The 19,134-nt window shown below is 70.7% G+C and carries 17 protein-coding genes; 7 read left to right on the top strand and 10 right to left on the bottom strand.

Going from position 1 to position 19,134, the window contains the following annotated elements; all coding sequences use genetic code 11:
* Positions 1-7: 7 nt before the first annotated feature.
* Positions 8-1,459, bottom strand: a complete 1,452-nt coding sequence (locus tag ACIA77_RS40705) for a M1 family metallopeptidase (protein WP_395891482.1) — start codon at positions 1,457-1,459, stop codon at positions 8-10.
* Positions 1,460-1,620: 161 nt separating this feature from the next.
* On the opposite strand from ACIA77_RS40705, the gene ACIA77_RS40700 reads away from it, so the two are divergent.
* Complete coding sequence (locus ACIA77_RS40700; protein WP_395891481.1) at positions 1,621-4,788, top strand: BTAD domain-containing putative transcriptional regulator; 3,168 nt, start codon at positions 1,621-1,623, stop codon at positions 4,786-4,788.
* Between the two features lie 548 nt (positions 4,789-5,336).
* On the opposite strand, the gene ACIA77_RS40695 is transcribed toward ACIA77_RS40700, so the two are convergent.
* Positions 5,337-6,134 (bottom strand): ABC transporter permease, encoded by a 798-nt coding sequence (locus tag ACIA77_RS40695; RefSeq protein WP_395891480.1) that lies wholly within the window; start codon positions 6,132-6,134, stop codon positions 5,337-5,339.
* The gene (locus ACIA77_RS40690; RefSeq protein ID WP_395891479.1) at positions 6,131-7,102 is read right to left on the bottom strand and encodes an ATP-binding cassette domain-containing protein; all 972 of its coding nucleotides are present in this window, start codon (positions 7,100-7,102) and stop codon (positions 6,131-6,133) included. Before ACIA77_RS40690 ends, ACIA77_RS40695 begins: the two co-directional genes overlap by 4 nt.
* Before the next feature lie 171 nt (positions 7,103-7,273).
* Between ACIA77_RS40690 and ACIA77_RS40685 the strand changes: the two genes are divergently transcribed.
* A complete protein-coding gene (locus ACIA77_RS40685; protein WP_395891478.1) occupies positions 7,274-8,230 on the top strand; it encodes an endonuclease/exonuclease/phosphatase family protein in 957 nt (318 codons plus the stop codon).
* On the top strand, positions 8,227-8,664 hold the full coding sequence (locus ACIA77_RS40680; RefSeq protein WP_395891477.1) for a GNAT family N-acetyltransferase: 438 nt from the start codon (positions 8,227-8,229) through the stop codon (positions 8,662-8,664). Before ACIA77_RS40685 ends, ACIA77_RS40680 begins: the two co-directional genes overlap by 4 nt.
* Here ACIA77_RS40680 and ACIA77_RS40675 read toward each other — a convergent pair.
* The gene (locus ACIA77_RS40675; RefSeq protein ID WP_395891476.1) at positions 8,651-9,454 is read right to left on the bottom strand and encodes an SIR2 family NAD-dependent protein deacylase; all 804 of its coding nucleotides are present in this window, start codon (positions 9,452-9,454) and stop codon (positions 8,651-8,653) included. The two genes, ACIA77_RS40680 and ACIA77_RS40675, sit on opposite strands and share 14 nt — an antisense overlap.
* On the bottom strand, positions 9,447-9,755 hold the full coding sequence (locus ACIA77_RS40670; protein WP_395891475.1) for an antibiotic biosynthesis monooxygenase family protein: 309 nt from the start codon (positions 9,753-9,755) through the stop codon (positions 9,447-9,449). The genes ACIA77_RS40675 and ACIA77_RS40670 overlap by 8 nt, the downstream gene beginning before the upstream one ends.
* A 91-nt stretch (positions 9,756-9,846) precedes the next feature.
* Between ACIA77_RS40670 and ACIA77_RS40665 the strand changes: the two genes are divergently transcribed.
* The gene (locus tag ACIA77_RS40665) at positions 9,847-11,250 is read left to right on the top strand and encodes an AAA family ATPase (protein WP_395891474.1); all 1,404 of its coding nucleotides are present in this window, start codon (positions 9,847-9,849) and stop codon (positions 11,248-11,250) included.
* Here the strand turns inward: ACIA77_RS40665 and ACIA77_RS40660 are convergent.
* Positions 11,226-12,647: a M1 family metallopeptidase gene (locus ACIA77_RS40660; RefSeq protein ID WP_395891473.1), complete on the bottom strand. Its 1,422-nt coding sequence runs from the start codon at positions 12,645-12,647 to the stop codon at positions 11,226-11,228. The genes ACIA77_RS40665 and ACIA77_RS40660 overlap by 25 nt on opposite strands.
* Before the next feature lie 70 nt (positions 12,648-12,717).
* Here ACIA77_RS40660 and ACIA77_RS40655 point away from each other — a divergent pair, with 70 nt between their 5' ends.
* On the top strand, positions 12,718-13,458 hold the full coding sequence (locus ACIA77_RS40655) for an alpha/beta fold hydrolase (protein WP_395891500.1): 741 nt from the start codon (positions 12,718-12,720) through the stop codon (positions 13,456-13,458).
* Between the two features lie 53 nt (positions 13,459-13,511).
* Here the strand turns inward: ACIA77_RS40655 and ACIA77_RS40650 are convergent, their stop codons facing one another.
* The 4 genes from ACIA77_RS40650 to ACIA77_RS40635 all read right to left on the bottom strand — a co-directional run bounded on the left by ACIA77_RS40650 (position 13,512) and on the right by ACIA77_RS40635 (position 17,198).
* The gene (locus ACIA77_RS40650; protein WP_395891472.1) at positions 13,512-14,462 is read right to left on the bottom strand and encodes an N-acetylmuramoyl-L-alanine amidase; all 951 of its coding nucleotides are present in this window, start codon (positions 14,460-14,462) and stop codon (positions 13,512-13,514) included.
* 117 nt (positions 14,463-14,579) lie between these two features.
* Entirely contained in the window at positions 14,580-15,455 is an 876-nt protein-coding gene (locus tag ACIA77_RS40645) for an A/G-specific adenine glycosylase (protein ID WP_395891471.1), read from the bottom strand.
* A 24-nt stretch (positions 15,456-15,479) separates the two neighbouring features.
* Entirely contained in the window at positions 15,480-15,971 is a 492-nt protein-coding gene (locus ACIA77_RS40640; protein ID WP_395891470.1) for a beta-class carbonic anhydrase, read from the bottom strand.
* Positions 15,972-16,097: 126 nt separating this feature from the next.
* Positions 16,098-17,198: a LacI family DNA-binding transcriptional regulator gene (locus tag ACIA77_RS40635; RefSeq protein ID WP_204092924.1), complete on the bottom strand. Its 1,101-nt coding sequence runs from the start codon at positions 17,196-17,198 to the stop codon at positions 16,098-16,100.
* A gap of 184 nt (positions 17,199-17,382) precedes the next feature.
* Between ACIA77_RS40635 and ACIA77_RS40630 the strand changes: the two genes are divergently transcribed.
* Both ACIA77_RS40630 and ACIA77_RS40625 read left to right on the top strand, forming a co-directional pair.
* A complete protein-coding gene (locus ACIA77_RS40630) occupies positions 17,383-18,297 on the top strand; it encodes a metal ABC transporter solute-binding protein, Zn/Mn family (RefSeq protein ID WP_395891469.1) in 915 nt (304 codons plus the stop codon).
* The gene (locus tag ACIA77_RS40625) at positions 18,297-19,133 is read left to right on the top strand and encodes a metal ABC transporter ATP-binding protein (protein WP_395891468.1); all 837 of its coding nucleotides are present in this window, start codon (positions 18,297-18,299) and stop codon (positions 19,131-19,133) included. Before ACIA77_RS40630 ends, ACIA77_RS40625 begins: the two co-directional genes overlap by 1 nt.
* Position 19,134 lies beyond the last annotated feature (1 nt).

Genomic DNA, 19,134 nt, shown 5'->3' with positions numbered 1-19,134 from the left:
CGGAAGGTCAGGCCTTCGGCTTCAGGTCACCCGGGAACAGGTACTGGTCGGCCGGCTTGCCGGCGCCGTAGATCCAGGCGTCGAAGAAGCCCTGGAGGTTCTTGTGGGACAGGGCTTCGCAGTAGTGCTGGAACTCCTGCATGCTCGCGTTGCCGTTGCGGTGCAGCGCGGGCCACGTCTTGAGCACCTTGTCGAACGCGGCCTCGCCCATGTACTTGCTCAGGGCGTGCAGCGCGAGCGGGCCCTTCGAGTACACATAGGTGAACTCGTTGCCCGGGCCCATGTCGTAGAGCTTGCCGTTCCAGAAGCGGTCGGACGCGGTGGCGACTTCCGAGCGGTACTCGTCGTCGAGGTTGAGACCTTCCTTGGCTTCGGCCCAGAGCCACTCGGCGTAGGAGGCGAAGCACTCGTTGAGGCAGACGTCCTTCCAGTGGTCCACGGCCACGGTGTCGCCGTACCACTGGTGGGCGTTCTCGTGCACGATCGTGTCGACGTTGCCCGCGCGGCCGGAGTAGATGGGCCTGCTGAGGGTCTCCAAGGAGAACCCGATGGGCTCGGCCAGGAAGATGCCGCCGGCGGCGTCCACGGGGTACTTGCCGAACTTCGTCTCCAGGAAGTCCAGGATCTCGGGCAGCCGCGCTTCGGCCTGCTTGGTCGAGTCGGGCGTGCCCGGGGCGAACGCGCTGACGATCGGGGTGCCGTCCTCGCGCTTCTGCCGGTCGAAGGTCCACTTGTCGATGGCGACCGTGGTCATGTAGGGCGCGGCCGGGGTGTTCTCGGCCCACGTGTGCGTGGTGCCCTTGGCCGTCTGGTGCGAGCCCAGCTCACGCCCGTTCGCGATCACGCCCCAGTCGCCGGGGACCGTGATGGCCAGGTGGAACGTCGCCTTGTCGCGCGGGGTGTCGTTGACCGGGTACCACGTGCTGGCCGACTTCGGCTCGCCCGCGACGAACGCGCCGCCGTCCGCGCTGTACTGCCAGCCGTTCTCGCCGAGCACCGGGTCGATGATCGGCGCCGGCACGCCGTGGTAGGTGACGACCGCCTGGAAGGGCAGGCCCTTCAGCAGCGGGACCCGCGGGGTGATCACGAGCTCGTGGTCGCCGGTCCGCGTGTACTTCGCCGGGAGGCCGTTGACCTTCACCGAATCGACGGTGAGGCCGTTGAGGTCGAGGTTGAACGAACTCAGCGACTGCGTGGCCCGCGCGCTGATCGTCTGGACCCCCGTGAGCTGGTGGCTGTCCGGCGCGTACGTCACGTTGAGGTTGTAGTCCCCGACGTCGTAGCCGCCGTTGCCGTCCTGCGGGTAGTAGCTGTCGCCGGCGCCGTCGGCACCCGGCGTCGGTTTGCCCCAGCCGTGGCCGTCCTGACCGGCCGCCGCGACACCTCCGCCCAGGCTCAGCGCGGCCAGCGTGGCCACGACCGTCACTGCCGGGCGACGCCAGCGGTGCTGCAGTCTCATATGCGCTCCTGTCTGCTGCTTCCGAACCCGCTCGCAACGTATCGCCGCGCCGCGCCACTTGCGCCGTCCTGTCGGCTTTTGTCCGAAAAGTCCACACTTAGGTCGGTTCCCCCGCGGCCGTTCGGGCACCTCCTCGGGCGGCCGTCTGGAAAGCTGGTGGCATGCGCTTGGCGCTGCTGGGCCCGCTGCGTGCGGAGACGGAAGAAGGCACCGCGGTGGACATCGGCGGGGCTCGCCTCCGCATGCTCCTCGCGCGGCTCGCGCTCGACGCCGGCCGCGCCGTGCCGGCCGAAGTGCTCATCGACGGACTCTGGGGCGACGAACCGCCCGCCGACGCCGCGAACGCGCTGCAATCGCTGGTCTCGCGGCTGCGCCGGGCCTTGCGGCCGGGCGGCGCGGAGCTCGAGTCGGGCACGGGCGGCTACCGGCTCGCGCTACCCGCGGACGCCGTCGACGTCCACCGCTTCGAACGGCTCGCCGCCGAAGGTCGCCGGGAGCTGGCGGCGGGCCGGGACTCGCGCGCGGCCGAACTGCTGCGCACGGCGCTCGACCTGTGGCACGGCGACGCGCTCGCCGACGTGCTCGACGCGCCCTTCTCCGCCGCGCCCGCCGCGCGCCTGCAAGAGCTGCGCACGGAGGCCCTCGAGGACCGCTTCGACGCGGAGCTGCGGCTGGGCCGCTACGCCGACGTGCTCGCCGACCTCACGGCGGCCGCCGAAGCGCACCCCCTGCGCGAACGGCTGGCCGGGTTGCGCATCCGCGCGCTGTGCTCGGCGGGCCGGCAGGCCGACGCGCTCGCGGTCTACACCGCGCTGCGCCGGACGCTCGCCGACGAGCTCGGCGTGGACCCGTCGGCCGAGCTGCAGGAGATCCACCTGCAGGCGCTGCGCGGTGAATTCGCGCCCGCCACCGTGGTCGCCGACCGGCTGCCGGTGCGGCTCACCAGCTTCGTCGGCCGCGGCGACGAGCTGAAGCTGCTGGCCGAGCTGCTCGAAGGCGCGCGGCTGGTCACACTCGTCGGCCCGGGCGGCGCCGGGAAGACGCGGCTCGCGACCGAAGCCGCTTCGCGCCATCCGGCGCACGCGGCCGGACGCGTGTGGTTCGTGCCGCTCGCCGGTGTCCGCGACGCCGAAGACGTGCTCGGCGCGCTGCTCACCGCGCTGGAGATCCGCGACGTGCGCGCCACCGAAACCGAGGTGCTGCGCCGCCCGCTCGACCCGTTCGACCAAGCCGTCGACGCGCTCGGCGGCGGCGAATCCCTGCTGGTGCTGGACAACTGCGAGCACGTCGTCGAGGTCGCGGCGCAGCTCGCCGACGACCTGCTGCGCCGCGTGCCCGCGTTGCGGATCCTCGCGACCAGCCGTGAGCCGCTGGCCATCACCGGTGAAGCGCTGTGCCCGCTCGGGCCGCTGCCCGTGCCCGTCGAGTCGACGCCGCCGAGCGAGGTGGGCGCGCTCGACTCCGCGCGCCTGTTCCTCGACCGCGCCGTCGCCGTGCGGCCCGACTTCACGCTCGACGAGTCCACAGTGGACTCCGTCACGCAGATCTGCCGACGGCTCGACGGCATGCCGCTGGCGCTGGAACTGGCGGCCGCGCGCTTGCGCTCGATGCCCGTCACCGGCATCGCCGAACGCCTGGACGACCGCTTCCGCCTGCTCACGTCCGGCAGCCGCACGGCGCTGCCGCGGCAACGGACGCTGCGCGCCGTGGTCGAGTGGAGCTGGGACCTGCTGTCGGACGCGGAGCTGCGGCTGGCGCGCCGGCTGGCGGTGTTCGCCGCGACGTTCGACGAGGAGGCCGTGACCGCCGTCTGCGCCGACGACGACCTGCCCGCCGAAGACATCGTGTACGTGCTGGGTTCGCTCGTCGAGAAGTCCATTGTGGATACCGTGGGGGCGCGGTACCGGATGCTGGAGACGCTGCGCGTCTACGCCACCGAACGCCTCGCTGCGGACGGCGAGACGGAGCGGCTGCGGTCGGCGATGGTGCGCTACTACGTCGGCCTCGTCGAGCGCACCGAGCCGCTGCTGCGCACGCGCGACCAGCTCGACGCGATCGCCGTTTTCGAGCACGAGAACGACAACCTCACCGCCGCGCTGCGCGCCGCCATCGAAGCCGGCGACGCGCAGCTGGCGGGGCGCCTGCTGTACGGCATGTTCTGGTACCTCTCGATCCTCGGCCAGAGCGAACGCGGCACGCGGTTCGTCGAGGAGGTCCTGGCTCTCGGCGACGGGTTGCCGGAGGACATCGCGGCCAGCCTGCGGCTGAGCCAGGTGATGATGCGCATGGTCGCCGGCCCGCTGGAGATGGAAGGCGCGCAGGAGCTGATCGACGACTGCGTCCGCACGGGCGCGGCGAAGCGCAACCCGTGGCTCTCGATCGCCCTGCCGATGGTGGCGTTCCTCAGTGGACACCGCGACCTGGCCCGCCGCGAGATCGCCCGCGCCACCGAGGGCGGCGATCCGTGGTGCCGTGCCGCGGGCCTGTGGGCCGAGAGCTTCCTGCTCGCCGACGAAGGCGATCTCGAAGGTTCCGCGCGCGCCCGCGAGCAGGCCCACGCGGGCTTCCTCGACCTCGGCGACCGCTGGGGCCTCGCGATGACCTTCAGCTTCCGTGCCGCGAGCCTCTCCCAGAACGGCGATCACGCCGGCGCCATCGACGCCTATACCGAGGGCCTGCGCCTGGCCCTGGAACTACGTTCCCACGACGACGTCATCCAGCAGTGGTGGCGCCTCGCCGTGGAACGCTCCCGCTCCGGCGACCACGCCGGCGCCTGGCGCGAACTCGAAGCCGCCGACCGCTACGCCCGCGGCTGCGGCAACCGCCAGCTCGACGTCATCCTCGCCTTCGGCCGCCTCGAACTGCTCCTGCGCGAACGCCGCCTCACCGAAGCCCGCGCCGTCGGCGCCGACATCACCGCCGCCCGTGAAGACTGGCCCTTCCCCTTCGGTTTCGAAGACGAGTGGTACGGCCTCTTCCACGCCAAACTCGCCCTCGCCGAAGACAAGCCCCACGAAGCCGCCCCCTACCTCACCGCCGCCATCCGCTCCGCCGCCCGCCGCGTCGACATGCCCGACCTCGCCGACATCGTCGAAGTCCTCGCCGCCATCCGCTACGGCCAAGGTAACTTTGAAACGGCTGCCCGCGCCCTGGCCCTCAGCGCCCTCATCCGCGGCCAATTCGACCTGGGCAGCCCAGAGGTCAAGGCACTGATCGGCAACCTGCAAGAAAAATTGGGCCACGACCACTACCAGACCATCGTCACCGAAATGCGCTCCAGAGACCGAACAGACGGCATCACCTGGCTGATGCAGGAAGTCGGCGACTAAACACCACCGTCTCGCACCCACCCACACCACCAATACGCAGGAAGCAGCCACACCCCACCCTGCATCCCGATATGAAGCCTCCCTTAAGACACTCGGGCTTCGGGATGCTCCCCCAGTTACCTCTTTATCTTTAAGCAGGCACTATCGCGCCAAAGCGACCACACGCTACGTCGGCGACAGCGCAACGCACTTAATCTCCAGAAATATCCCCAAAAATATACCTCATCCGATGAGCTGGCGGCTGGAAACGTTGCCATCAAACGGAAAACGGCGCTAGCGCGCCAAGAACCACACGACGCATCCCGAAGCCCGATTGTGACTACGCTTTGCCCCTGCTCGTCAAGGCGGGAAAGCGTACCTTGACAAGCAGGGGCAAAGCGTGTGGCGGCTTCGTATCGGGATGCAGGGCGGGGTCTGGCCGGTCGTATTCGTTGGCGAGGTTTCTTGCGTTGGTCATGGGGTTCCTCGCTGGCGCGAGAAGGACGGAAAAACAGGAACGGCCGCCTCCACCACCCCCGCGGTGAAGGGGACCGTCCCAACCCCCTATCTCACACCCGCCGGCGATAAGCCCACGTCGCCAGTGGGAAGAACACCACGACAGCCCCGACCATCCACGCCAGGGCGCCACCGAGCTGCCCTGCGACGGGACCACCGTTCATCAAGCCCCGCAACGCGTTCGCCATCAAGCTCACCGGGCTGATGTCCGCCCAGGCCTTGAGCCACCCGGGCATCGTCGCCGTCGAGACGAAGACGTTGCTGCCGAAGGTCAGCGGCATGATGAACACGAACATCAGCCCCTGCGCCGCTCCCGGGGACTTCATCAGCATCCCCACGAACACCGACCCCCAGCAGAAGCACAGGCCGAACGCCAGCACGAGCAGGATCGCGGAGACGAACTGCATCGGTCCGGTCTCGATGCGGTAGCCCATGACCATCGCGACGACCATGAGCACGGCGAGGCACACGAGGTACCGCACCAGATCCGCCAGCACGGCGCCGATCAGCGGAGCCGACCGGGCGATCGGCATGCTGCGGAAGCGGTCGAACACGCCCTTGGTGACGTCGGTGTTCAGCTGCACGCCGACGGTCAGGCTCGCCTGCAGGATGTTCATCACGACGAGGCCGGGCACGAGGCTCTGCAGGTAGTTCGAAATCGAGCCGCCGAGGGCGTTGCCGAACAGGTACGTGAACATCAGCAGGAAGATGATCGGCATCAGCGTCACGTCGGCCAGCTGTTCCGGGTTCTTCCGGATCTTCAGGATTCCCCGCCACGCCAGCGAAAGGGCGTGCTGCGCGCCCTTGATCGGGCTGATGTGCCGCGGCGGTTCGAGGGCGAGCGTGGTCACGCGAGGCTCCCTTCGAGCTCGGGTTCGGTCGGTTCGGCCGCGTGGCCGGTGAGCGCCAGGAACACCTCGTCGAGGCTCGGCAGGCGCAGCGCGAGCTCGTCGGAGGTGATGCCGGCTTCGTCGAGCTTGCGCACGAGCGTGGACAGCAGCACGGGGTCGGACACGGGAGCCGTCAGCAGGCCCGTGTCGTTGTCGCGCGCCGGGCGTACGCCGGTGAGCTCGCCGAGGATGCGTTCGACGGCGTCGAGGTCCGCGAGCTGCGTCGGGCGCACCTGCAGCGTCTGCCCGCCGACGCGGCGCTTCAGCTCGTCGGCGCGGCCGTCGGCGACCACGCGGCCGTGGTCGATCACGGTGATCTTGTCCGCGAGCTGGTCGGCTTCCTCGAGGTACTGCGTGGTGAGCAGCACCGTCGCGCCCTCCGCGACGAGGCCGCGGACCACGGCCCACACCTCGTTGCGCGCGTGCGGGTCGAGGCCCGTCGTGGGCTCGTCGAGGTAGAGCACCTCCGGCCGCCCGACCAGGCTCGCCGCCAGGTCGAGACGCCGGCGCATGCCGCCGGAGTACGTGCGGATCGGGCGCTTCGCCGCGTCCGACAGCTCGAAGCGCTCCAGCAGCTCCTTCGCCCGCGCCTTCGCGTCGGCGCGCGACAGGTCGAGCAGCCGGCCGATCAGCACGAGGTTCTCGGTGCCGTTGAGGTCCTCGTCGACCGACGCGTACTGCCCGGTGAGCCCGATCAGCGACCGGACCCGCACGGGGTCCTTCACGACGTCGTAACCCCCGACGGTGGCGTGTCCGGCGTCCGGCTTGATGAGCGTGGCCAGGATGCGCACCGCCGTCGTCTTGCCCGCGCCGTTGGGCCCGAGCACCCCCACCACTTTGCCGAACGGGACCTCCAGGTCCACCCCGTCCAGCGCCTTCGTCTCCCCGAAGTGTTTGACCAGGCCCTCGGCCGTGATCGCGTGCGACATGGTGTGTCCTCCTCCTGCGTCGCCCTCCGGAGAACACAGTGGACTTCGCGCCTGTCAGCACGCGCACACGGCGCTGACAGCGGCTGCCAGGCCCTGCCAGCTCGTGTGGAGGAGTTGTGGAGGTGTCGTGGCGCCGCGTGCGGGAGCCGCGGGAATCGGCATACTCGGGGCGTGGTGATCAACGAACGGGTGCGCAAGCCCAGCCGGCTGGTAACGGGCCTGCTGCTGGTGTTCGGCGTGCCCCTGCTGGTGATCACGGCCTTGCGCGCGATCGGCTTCGACGGCGGCTGGTACACGCTCGTCCTGCTCGCGCTCACGCCGTACGCGGTCGTTTACGGCGCGTTGCTCGGCGGCGTCGCGCTGGTGCTGCGCCGCTGGTGGACGGGCGGGATCGCGCTCGCGATGGCCGTGCTGCTGGCCGTGTTCGTCGCGCCACGCGTGATGCCGGACGCGCAACCGGCCGTGGCGGGGAAATCGCTGCGCGTCATGTCGGCCAACCTGTACCTCGGTCACGCCGACGCGGGCGCGGTGGTGCGGCTGGTGCGCGAAAACCGCGTCGACGTGCTGAACCTGGTGGAGCTGACGCCCGCCGAAGTGTCCGCTTTGGACGCGGCCGGGCTGTTCGCGCAGCTGCCCTACCGCGTCGTGCACGCCGCGCCGGGTGCCGACGGGTCGGCGATCGTGTCGCGCTTCCCGCTGACGGAGGAGAACTACACGGGCGATTCGGCCGCCAAGCAGCCCGGTGCCGAAGCCGACCTCGGCGGCGGGGCGGTCGTCGAGATCGTCGCCGTGCACCCGCAGTCCCCGGACACCGACTCCGGCGAGTGGGTGCGCCAGACCCGCGACCTCTCCCGCGCCGCCGGCGAACACGGCCTGCGCATCCTCGCCGGCGACTTCAACGCGACGCTCGACCACTCCGCGCTCCAGACCGTCCTGAGCCGCGGCTACCACGACGCCGCCGACGAACTCGGCGACGGCCTCCAGCCGACCTGGCCCGCGGACGCCCTCCCGCTGGTCACGCTCGACCACGTGCTGGTGGACAAGCGGGCGGCCGTGCGGGACTACCGGGTGCTGGACGTCCCCGGCACGGACCACCGCGCCGTCTACGCCGAGGTGCAGCTGCCGTGAGATTCGAACTCCGCGCCGTCGAGGGCGAACACGAGTACCCGCGATTGCTGGCGGTCTGGCGCAGCTCGGTCGAAGCCACCCACGACTTCCTCACGCCGGCCGACATCGAGTTCTTCGCCGCGCGCGTCCCCGCCTACTTCCCCGGGGTCGACCTCACCGCGGCGGTGGTGGACGGGGTTGTCGCGGGGTTCTCGGGCGTCGCCGGCGGCGAGCTGGCCATGCTGTTCGTCCACGCCGCCCACCGCGGCGAAGGAATCGGTTCCGCGCTGCTGCGCAAGGCGTTCGCCGAGTTCCCGCGGCTGACGGTCGACGTCAACGAGCAGAACGCGCAGGCCGTCGGCTTCTACCTGCACCACGGGTTCGTGGTCGTGGGGCGCTCCGAGCTCGACTCGGAGGGCCGGCCGTTCCCGCTCCTGCACCTCAAGCGAGCTTGAGCAACGTCTCCAACGCCCCCGCGGCGATCGACACCCCACGGCCGTGGCGGATCTGCGGCTCGCGGGGGTTGATGCGCACCAGCGCGCCCGTCGCCGCGCTGGCGAGCTCGGAGTAGCGGCGGACGGTCGGCACGGCCTGGCCCGCGCCCAGCTCCACCACCACGAGGTCGCGGTTCGCGCGCCGCCACGCGGTCAGCTCCTCGAGCTGGGCGTCGGTGCGGCCGGGGACCCACGAGAAGTCCCCGAACATCAGGATGTTCGGCCGGGTCAAGCCGCCGCAGCGGGGGCACGACGGCAGCGGCGGGCGCGCTCGCATCGTCGTTTCGTCGAGGTCCACGTCGACGTCGGCAGCGGACCAGATGTCGTCCGAACACCCGTCGAGGCACTGCAGGTGGTGGATGGACCCGTGTGCTTCGGCGAGGTGCGGGAACCCCGCCACCTGGAACTGGCCGTCCACATTGGACGTGAACACGCGCACGCCACCGGGTTTCGCCTGACCCCACCGCAACAGCAGCGCGAACCCCTCGTGCGGCACCGTCGAGCGGTACAGCGCGAGCCGGTGGCCGTAGAAGCCCCACGCGAGCTCCGGGTCGTCCGCGAAGTGCCGTGGGTCGGCGAGCTCTTCGAAGCTCAGGCCGAGCCCGGCGTACGGCGGGTAGGCGCGCCAGAACCCTTCGTCACCGCGGAAATCGGGGAGCCCGGAGTCCACGCCCATCCCGGCGCCGGCGCACACGAGCAGCGCGCCGGCGCCGTGGACGAGCTCGGCGGCCTGCGCGAGGTCGTCACTCACCCGGCTTGGACGCCTGCACGACCTCGAACTCGAGCAGGCTGGCGCCGCTCGACACCGGCTTCGCGCGCTCGCCCGAGTGGGCCTCGCGCGCCGGGCCGGACGCCCACGCCTGGTAGTGCTCCTCCGACTCCCACTTCGTGTAGACGAAGTAGCGCTTGTCGCCGGAAACCGGGCGGAGCAGCTCGAAACCGAGAAAACCGGGCTGGTTGTCCACGGCGTGCAGCCGCGCGGCGAACCGCTTCTCCAGCTCGGGGCCGGCGCCTTCGGGAACTTCGATCGCGTTGATCTTCACCACTGCCATGTCCCCAGCCTACTGTCGCCGAAAGCCGCGGTCGCCGCCGGAAACGTGGCGCAAGTGGCTGGGACGGGCGATTCGTGCCACGCTGGGGTGCATGGGGGAAGATCACGAACTGCTGGCCAGGGATCTGCAGCGCATCATCAGGGCGACCGCCGATTCCGTGGCCGGTGAGCACGCCAACGAACTGATCGACCGCGTCACCGGCCACCTCGGTGTGCCGCTCACGCAGGCGCTGGTGGTCACGCGCAACTACGAAGACTGGGAGCACGCCAACATCCAGGCGGGCGTCGACGCCTACCTGGCCGAGCACGGCGTGCTCACCGACTGGTTCGGCATCGCGGGCGGGCAACGCGGCCACGAAGACCTCGTGGGCATGCTGTTCGCCGCGCGCAACCACAAGCTGTTCGAGCTGGGCGCCGTCGACTACACGACCGCGGCCGTCGGGCCCGACCAGGCCGTGGAGGTCGTCCAGCTCGGACTCGTCGGCACCACCGCGCCGGACGGCACGCCGGTGCTGATCGGCGTCCGCGGGGCCAACCCGCAGTACGGTCAGCTGCAGTGCCGCCTGGAGGTGATCGCCGGCGAACGGCCCGCGGCCACGGCGGCGCGCGACCGCATCGAGCAGCTCATCGCGAAGCACGACGTGCTGCAGGGCCAGGTCCTCGCGTTCGGCGTGAGCGAGCACCGCGGCAACGAACTGCTCTCCTTCCTGCCGCGGCCGTCGATCGGCGCCGAAGAGGTCGTGCTGCCCGAAGGCGTGCTCGACGCGGTCGAGCGGCACACCGTCGGCATCGCCGAGCACGGCGAGCGGCTGCTCGCGGCGGGCCAGCACCTCAAACGCGGGGTGCTGCTCCACGGCCCGCCCGGCACCGGCAAGACGCACACCGTCCGGTACCTGATGGGGCGGCTGCCGGGCAGCACGGTCGTCGTCCTCACCGGCACGGCGATGCGGTTCGTCTCGAAGGCCGCGACGATCGCGCGGCGGCTGCAGCCGAGCGTCGTGGTGCTGGAGGACGTCGACCTCATCGCCCAGGAGCGCGACCACCGCACGGGCGGCACGCCGCTGCTGTACAACCTGCTCGACGCGATGGACGGCGTCGGCGGCGACGCCGACGTCACGTTCCTGCTCACCACCAACCGGGCCGGCGACCTCGAAAAGGCGCTGGCCGACCGGCCGGGCCGCGTGGACCTCGCCGTGGAAATCCCGCTGCCCGACGCCGCGGGGCGCGCCGCGTTGCTCGAGCTGTACTCGCGCGGCCTGAACGTGACGGCCGACCTCGGCCCGGTCGTCGAGGCCACCGAGGGCGTCACGGCGTCGTTCGTGAAGGAGCTGCTGAGGCGCGCGGCCCTGCGCAGCATCGCCGAGCGGCCCGACGAGGACGTCGTGATCGGCGACGCCGAGCTCACGTCGGCGCTGACCGAGATGAACGACGCCCGCAGCGCCCTGACCAGGTCGTTGCTGGGTGCCGCGGGTCAGCGCCGCAATGAACCGGGGTAGAGGTCGGCGTCGGCAGGCAGCCGGTCGCCGCGGAACCAGTCGTCGAGGAACGGCGTGAGGTTCTGCCCGGCGAGCCGGTTCACGAGCTGTTCGAACTCGGCCCACGTCGCGTTGCCGTGGCGGTGCTGGGCGGTCCAGTCGTGGAGCAGGGCGGTGAAGGGACCTTCACCCATCTTCCGGCGCAACGCGTGCAGCGCCAGGATGCCCTTGTCGTAGACGCCCTCGAACTCGTGGCCTGCGCCCATGCCGACGAGCTTGCGGTTCCAGAAGTCCGTGCTGCCGTGGAAGATCTCGATGGCCGCGCGGTAGCGGTCGTCGAGGTTCTGCCCTTCGCGTTCGGCCCACAGCCACTGCGCGTAGGACGCGAAGCACTCGTTGAGGCAGATGTCGGACCACGAGTCGAGCGACACCGAGTCGCCGAACCACTGGTGCGCGTTCTCGTGCACCACGGTGAGGATGTCGGCCCACTTCGCGTACGTCGGGCGGGTCTGCGTTTCGAGCGAGAACTGGATGTTCTCGTTCAGGTAGATCCCGCCGGCCGCGCTCTGCGGGTACGGGCCGAACTTGCCGGCCAGGAAGGCGATGATCTCCGGCAGGCGGTCGCCGGTGGCGTCATTGCCCTCGGCGCCCGGCGCGTACGCCGACACCACCGGCGTGCCGTCGGGCAGCGTCGCCCGCTGCACGGTGAACTTGCCGATCGCGATCGTCGTCAGGTAACTCGCGACCGGGTTCGGCTCGGACCACGTGGTGGTCGTCTTGCCGTCCTTCACGGAGCTGCCCTGCTCGCGGCCGTTCGAGATGACGGTCCAGCCGTCGGGCACGTGGGCGGTCAGGGTGAACGTCGCCTTGTCCCGCGGGGTTTCGTTCACCGGGTACCAGAACGCGGCCGAATGCGGCTCGCCGACCACGAACGCGCCGCCGTCGGCCGAGCGGCTCCAGCCGGTCTCGCTGCCGCCGGCGTGCGCCGTCTTCGCCGGGTCGCCCGAGTAGCGCACGCGCGTGCGGAAGGTCGAACCGGAGCGCAGCGGCTGCGCCGGCGTGACGACCAGTTCGAACTCCTTCTCCCGGCTGAACTTCGCGGGCTTGCCGTCGACCTCGACCGACTGCACGTCGAGCCCGCGCAGGTCGAGGTCGAAGCGGCTGAGGTCCTGCGTGGCCTTCGCGGTCACGGTGGTGTCGCCGTCGAGGTGGTCGCTCGCGGGGTCGTAGCCGACGTCGACGTGGTAGTCGAGCGCGTCGTAGCCGCCGTTGCCGTCGTCGGGGTAGTACGGGTCGCCCGCGCCGCTCGCGCCCGCCGACGGGTGCATCGGCTGCGGTGTGTCTGTTTTGTCCGCCGTGCACGCGGACAGCACCAGCGCACCGGCGAGGACGAGGGCGAGCGGGCGGTGGCTGCGCATCCTTGAACTCTATGTGCTCGGATGTACCCGGGTGATCGTGCGAGGGAGGGGAGATCGTGTGCGACCTGGGCTGATCCACTTCGGCGGCGAGGCGGACACGGGCGTGTCGGTGCTCCTGCTCCACGGGCTGATGGGCCGCGCTCGCACGTGGTGGTCCGTCGCGCAGTGGCTCAAGCCCTACGGGTCCGTCCACGGCCTGGACGCCCGCGGCCACGGCCGGGCGCCGAAGACCGGGCCGTGGACCACCGAGCAGTTCGCCTCAGACGTGGCCGAAGTCCTGGCGGAACTCGGCCCTTCCGTGCTCATCGGCCACTCCATGGGCGGCCTGCACGCCTGGGCGACGGCCGCCGAGCACCCGGAGCTCGTGCGCGCCGTCGTGAGCGAAGACTTCGCCCCCGATCAGCGCGGCCGCACTGTCGAAACCTGGCGCGGCCACTTCGAGAGCTGGCCCGTGCCGTTCGAATCGCTGGCCCACGTGCGCGCGTTCTTCGGCACCGCGGGTGATTACTTCACCGAATGCGTCGAGGAACGCGAAGACGGTTACCACCTCATCGCCGACCTGGAGACGCTCTACGAGATCGCCGCCGAATGGGGCCGCCGCGACTACTGGTCCACTGTGGACGCCATCCGCTGCCCGCTGCTGCTCGTCGAGGGCGAGCACACGGCGATGCCCGCGGGCCAGCAAGCGGAGGTCGCCGCGCGTGTGCCGGGCGCGCGCCACCTCGTCGTGCCCGGCTCCGCGCACCTGCCGCACGCCGAAGCTCCGCAGGTCTACCGCGGCGCCGTGGAGGCGTTCCTCGCCGGGCTGTGAAGAAGCCGGCGGGTCACGTGCACCGCCCTCGCCGGCTCACGTGACCCGCCGGGTCAGTGGGCGAGTTCCGTGCGCCACGCCGCCGCGGACTTGCCCGGTGGCACGATCAGCGGCCACACGTCCGAGCCGAGGAACCCGGACTCGTCGGCCGCGCGGGCCGCCGTGCAGGACTCGCGCGACAGCCCGTGGGCGGCGGCCAGCCGGGTCACCGCGTCCGCCGTGGACCGTCCGAACACACCGTCGGCCGGGACGTCGTAGCCGGCGGCGCGCAGGAAGCTTTGCGCGGTCGCCACCTTCGGCCCGGTCTGGCCCGGTTTGAGCAACGGCCACTCCGGTACGCCGGCTCGCGGCGCCGCGACGCCGAGCACCTGCGAGACGGCCGTGCGCAGTTCGGGGAGCCGGTCGTAGAGCACCTGGCCGCAGCACTCCGTGGAGTTGAAATCGCGGTGGCCCTTGATGAAGCTCGGCGCGATGCCGTACTGATCGGCGATGTAGGCGACCAGCGACACCAGCGAGTTCCACAACGCCACGGGCACGTCGACCGTGCTGTAGAGGCCCTCGTTCTCGATGCCGAGGCACTCGCTGTTGTGGTTGCCGACGTTCGCGCCCTGCACGTGCTGCGTGCCGCCGCGCAGGATCTCCAGGCTGCGGTGCCGGCCTTCGGTCACGTGGCCGCCTCGGCTGTTCGTGAACTGCTGGCCCGAGTCGATCCAGCCGCGCGTGTCCATGTGGAGGTTCTGGATGTCGCGCGAGATCTGCAGCGCGTGGGCCAGCGAGTAGTCGGTGTTGTTGCCCGGGTCCACGGTGTGGTGGACGACGAGGTACGTCGGCTTGTGGTTCTCCACCACGATCGCGCCCGACGCCGGGCGGGCGTTCCACTCGGACGTCGGGTGGATCTGCGGCACCGCCGCCGACGCCGAACGCGCCGCGACGACCCCCAGCGCGCCGGCCGCGGTGACCGTGAGCCCTCCCTTGAGGACGGCGCGACGAGTGGCTTCCCCCATGACGAATCTCCTCCGCCGGAAAACAGCGCCGGAAACAGCGTTCGGGGGAAAGCTAACCCGCCGGGAAGGTCAAGACAACTTTTTGCCGACTTTCGTCGTACCCGGTCAGTGTTCGCCTCAGTGTTCGCCGGGCAGGGCGAACAGACCGCTGTCGGTCTGCTCCAGCAGCCCGTCGACCAGCAGCGAATCGAGGCACCGGTCGCGCTGCCCGGCCTCGTGCCAGACCAGGTCGAGGCGCGCCTTCTCCACCGGGCCCTCGCTGCCGCGCAGCACGTCGAGCAGCAACCCGCGCACCTGCCGGTCGGTGCCCGCGAACTTCTGCACGGGCTTGGCCGGGCCCGCGTACTCGGGCCGGCCGTTGTGCTGCCACGTGCAGGTGTCGAACACCGGGCAGTCGGCGCAGCGCGGCGCCCGCGCGGTGCAGATCAGCGCGCCGAGTTCCATCAGCGCGGCCGACATCTTCGCGGCCGGCGCGTCTTCGGCCGGCAGCAGCGCCTCGACGTCGGCCATGTCGCGCGTGTTCGACGCCGGGCCCGCGTCACCCGCGCCGTGCACGGCCCGCGCGACCACCCGCCGGACGTTGGTGTCGACCACCGGCGCTCGCTTGTCGTACGCGAAGGCCGCGACCGCGCGGGCCGTGTACGCACCGATGCCCGGCAACGCGAGCAGCGTGTCCACATCGGACGGCACGACGTCACCGTGCTCCGCGGCGATCACCGTCGCCGCCGCGTGCAGCCGCAGCGCGCGGCGCGGGTAACCGAGCTTGCCCCACGCGCGCACGACCTCGCCCGTCGTCTCCGCGGCCAGCGCCGAGGGCACCGGCCAGCGCGTCATCCACTCGAGCCAGATCGGCTGCACGCGCGCGACCGGCGTCTGCTGCAGCATGATTTCGCTGACCAGCACGCCCCACGCGGAGCAATCCGGTTCCCGCCACGGCAGGTCCCGCCCGTGCGTGCCGAACCAGCCGATCAGTACGTCCGCGTCCACAGCCACGCGGACCATTGAAACCGACGCGGTTCAGGCGACCTCGGTCAGGCTCCCGGTTTTCACGTCGTAGACGAACCCGCGCACGTTGTCGCGGTGGGGGAGGAAGTCGCTGCGGCGCACCCGCTCCACCGAGACCCGCACGCTGTCCTCGACCTTGCGGAACGCCTCGACCGACCAGGTCGGGCGTAGCCCGGTGGCCTGTTCGAGCTCGTCCTTGAAGTCGTCTTCGGTCACCATCGACAGGCCGCACTCGGTGTGCTGCACGATCATGACCTCGCGCGTGCCCAGCTTGCGCTGGCTCAGCGCCAGCGAGCGGATCATGTCGTCGGTGACCACGCCGCCGCCGTTGCGCAGCACGTGGGCCTCACCCTGGATCAGCCCGAAGATCTCGAACACCCGCACGCGGGCGTCCATGCAGGTCAGGACGGCCACCTGGAGCGACGGCTTCGGCGACGAACGGTCGCCGGGGACGATGTCGCCGATCTCCCGGTTGCGCTTGAGGAGGACGTCGATGGAGGTCATGGTCACCCTTCGGCCACGCTGCCCCGACTACACGGGCGGTCCCTCCCATGGAACCCGCCCGAAGCGTCCCCCACAACGTGATAACTCCGACTGCACGGAGCAACTCGGGTGTGCTCAGCCCCTTGCTCAGCCCCCGAACCAGGGCTCTTCGACGGTGCGCGGCGGCGCCGACGTGCGGCCCACCCGCAGCTCGGTCGGCAGCGTGATGACCTTCGGGCCCACGCGTTCGGCCGAGCCGAGCAGCAGCCGGCCGGCCACCTTGCCCTTCTCGAGCACGGGTTGGTGCACGGTGGTGAGGCCGATGCGCTCGGCCTCGGCGATGCCGTCGAAGCCGGTGACGGTGAGGTCCAGCGGCACCCGCAGCCCGCGGCGTTCGGCCTCGGCCAGCGCGCCGAGCGCGAGGATGTCGGACGTGCAGATCACGGCTGTGACCTGCGGATACGCGTCGAGCAGCTGGCGCGCTGCCGAAGCGCCGTCGTCGACGGTGTGGTCGAAGCGCTCGACCACGGGCACGGTGGCCCAGTCGACGCCGGCCGCGGAGAACGCCGTGGCCAGGGCTTCGAGGCGGATGCGCTGCACGTGGAAGTGGGCGCTGCTCTGGCGCTGGGCCGTGACGAAGTCGTCATTGCGCTCGCGCGCGAGCCGCATGCACAGCACGCCGACCTGCCGGTGGCCGAGCGAGACGAGGTGCTCGGCGAGCCGGGTCACGGCCGCCGCGTCGTCCGGGCCGACGCGGTCGACGCCGTCGATCCGGGGCTGGTCGATGATCACCGTCGGGACCGGCCGCTCCAGCACGGCGGCCAGGTGCGGGTCGTCGTCGGGCACGGAGTAGACGACGAACCCGTCGACACCCGCGCGGTGCACGGCGGCGACGTCTTCGCGGCCCGGGCTCGCGGGCACCAGGTGCAGGCCGACCCCGGCGTCCTCGCAAGCGAGGGCGAGGCCTTCCAGCACACCGACGGCAGCCGGGTCACGGAACGCGTACGACAGGTTCTCGGTGAGCAGCAGCCCGACGGCACCGGCCTTGCGCGTGCGCAGCGAGCGGGCGACGGGGTCGGGGCCGGGGTAACCGAGGCGCCGGGCGGTTTCGAGGATGCGCCGGCGCAATTCCGGGGACAGCTGGTCAGGACGGTTGTAGGCGTTGGACACGGTGGTCCTCGACACCCCGAGCTCCGCCGCCAGCGACGCCAGTGTCGCCTGCCTCCGGGTGCGAATAGGACGGCCCATCCGCAAACCGTAACGGTTCAGATCGTTTTCCAGAAGCGACACCCCTGTGGTGAGCGTCTCGATCCGCTGAGTGACCGCGAGGGCGTCTGCCACCCGGTGGAGCGGGGGTTGTCATTCGGATGGGGTAAAGTGAATCTGACAACGATTTCCATTAGCTGATCGGTACCACCCAGGAGAGTTCTCGATGACTTCCCGCCGCACCAAGAGCGTCCTCGCTGCCGCGTCGGCTTTGGCCGTGCTCGCGCTCAGCGCCTGCTCCAGCACCGACTCGGGTGGTTCCGGCACCGCCGGGTCCGGTTCCGGGGACCAGATCAAGGTCGTGGCCGCCACGGACGTGTGGGGCAGCGTCGTCTCAGCCGTCGGCGGGGACAAGGTGCAGGTCAAGTCGATCATCAACGACCCCACGGCCGACCCGCACTCGTACGAGTCGACGGCCGACGACGCGCTCGCGGCCAAGAACGCGCAGCTCACGCTGGCCAACGGCGGGGGCTACGACGACTTCTTCGGCAAGCTCGCCGACCAGGCGAGCGACGCGAAGAAGCTCGTCGCCTACGACATCGCCGCGACCGGCGACGAGAACGAGCACGTCTGGTACGACCTGCCGGGTGTGGAGAAGGTCGCCGACCAGGTCGCGAACGCCCTCGGCCAGATCCAGCCGGCGTCGAAGCAGACGTTCGACGACAACGCCAAGGCGTTCAAGGGCCAGGTCGACGCGTTGGTGAAGAAGGCGGCCGCCCTCGGTGCGGCGCACCCGGGCACGAAGGTCGTGGTGACCGAACCCGTCGCCCACTACCTGCTCGAGAGCGCGAAGATCACCGACGCAACGCCGAAAGCCTTCTCCGACGCGGTGGAGAACGAGACCGACGTGCCCGCGACGGCCGTCGCCGACTTCACCCAGCTGATCAAGTCGAAGCAGGTGAAAGCCCTGATCAACAACGTCCAGACGGTCACCCCGCTGACCCAGCAGGTGGTCGCCACGGCGAAGTCCGCCAACGTGCCGGTGGTGGACGTGGCCGAGACCCTGCCCGCCGACGTCAAGGGCTACATTGACTGGATGACCAAGGAAGTGGACTCGCTGTCCGGGGCTCTGAACAGCTGATGTCCGCCTCGCTCTCGACGGTTCGCCCCGCTGTTCACGTGCGCGGGGCGGGCCTGGCGTTCGGCACCCGCACCCTCTGGTCAGGGCTCGACCTCGACGTCGAACCGGGGGAGTTCCTCGCGATCCTCGGCCCCAACGGGTCCGGCAAGAGCAGCTTGCTGAAGGCACTGCTCGGCATGCAGGGCCTGTCGGCCGGCAGCGTCGAAATCGCCGGCGGCCGCCCGGGCGGCGCGAACCGCAAGGTCGGCTACATCCCGCAGCAGCGCGCGATCGACGACGGCCTCACGCTGCGCGGTATCGACCTCGTCGGCCTCGGCCTCGACGGGCACCGGTGGGGACCCGGCCTGTTCGGCGGGCGCGCGCGGCGGCGCCGGGTCGCAGAGGCCATCGAAGCCGTCGGCGGCACGGCGTACGCGAAGCAGCCGATCGGGCGGCTCTCCGGCGGCGAGCAGCAACGGCTGCGCGTGGCGCAGTCGCTGGTCGGTGACCCGTCGGTGCTGCTGTGCGACGAGCCGCTCCTGTCGCTCGACCTCGCGCACCAGCGCGCGGTCAGCGAGCTGATCAACCGGCGCCGGCGCACGGAGAACACGGCCGTGCTGTTCGTGACGCACGAGATCAACCCCGTGCTGCAGTTCGTCGACCGCGTGCTGTACCTGGTCAACGGCTCGTTCCGCATCGGCAAGCCGGACGAGGTCATGAACTCCGAAACGCTGTCCGAGCTGTACGGGACGCGGATCGAGGTCCTGCGCGTCGGCGGGCAGATCCACATCGCGGGTGCGCAGAGCGCGCTGTGCGAAGACGAACCGCACCACCACGAGCAGGAAGCAGTGGGCTGAG

It is taken from the genome of Amycolatopsis sp. NPDC051903, assembly GCF_044452505.1.
Lineage (GTDB): Bacteria > Actinomycetota > Actinomycetes > Mycobacteriales > Pseudonocardiaceae > Amycolatopsis.
This window is presented reverse-complemented; position numbering and strand designations above follow the sequence as displayed.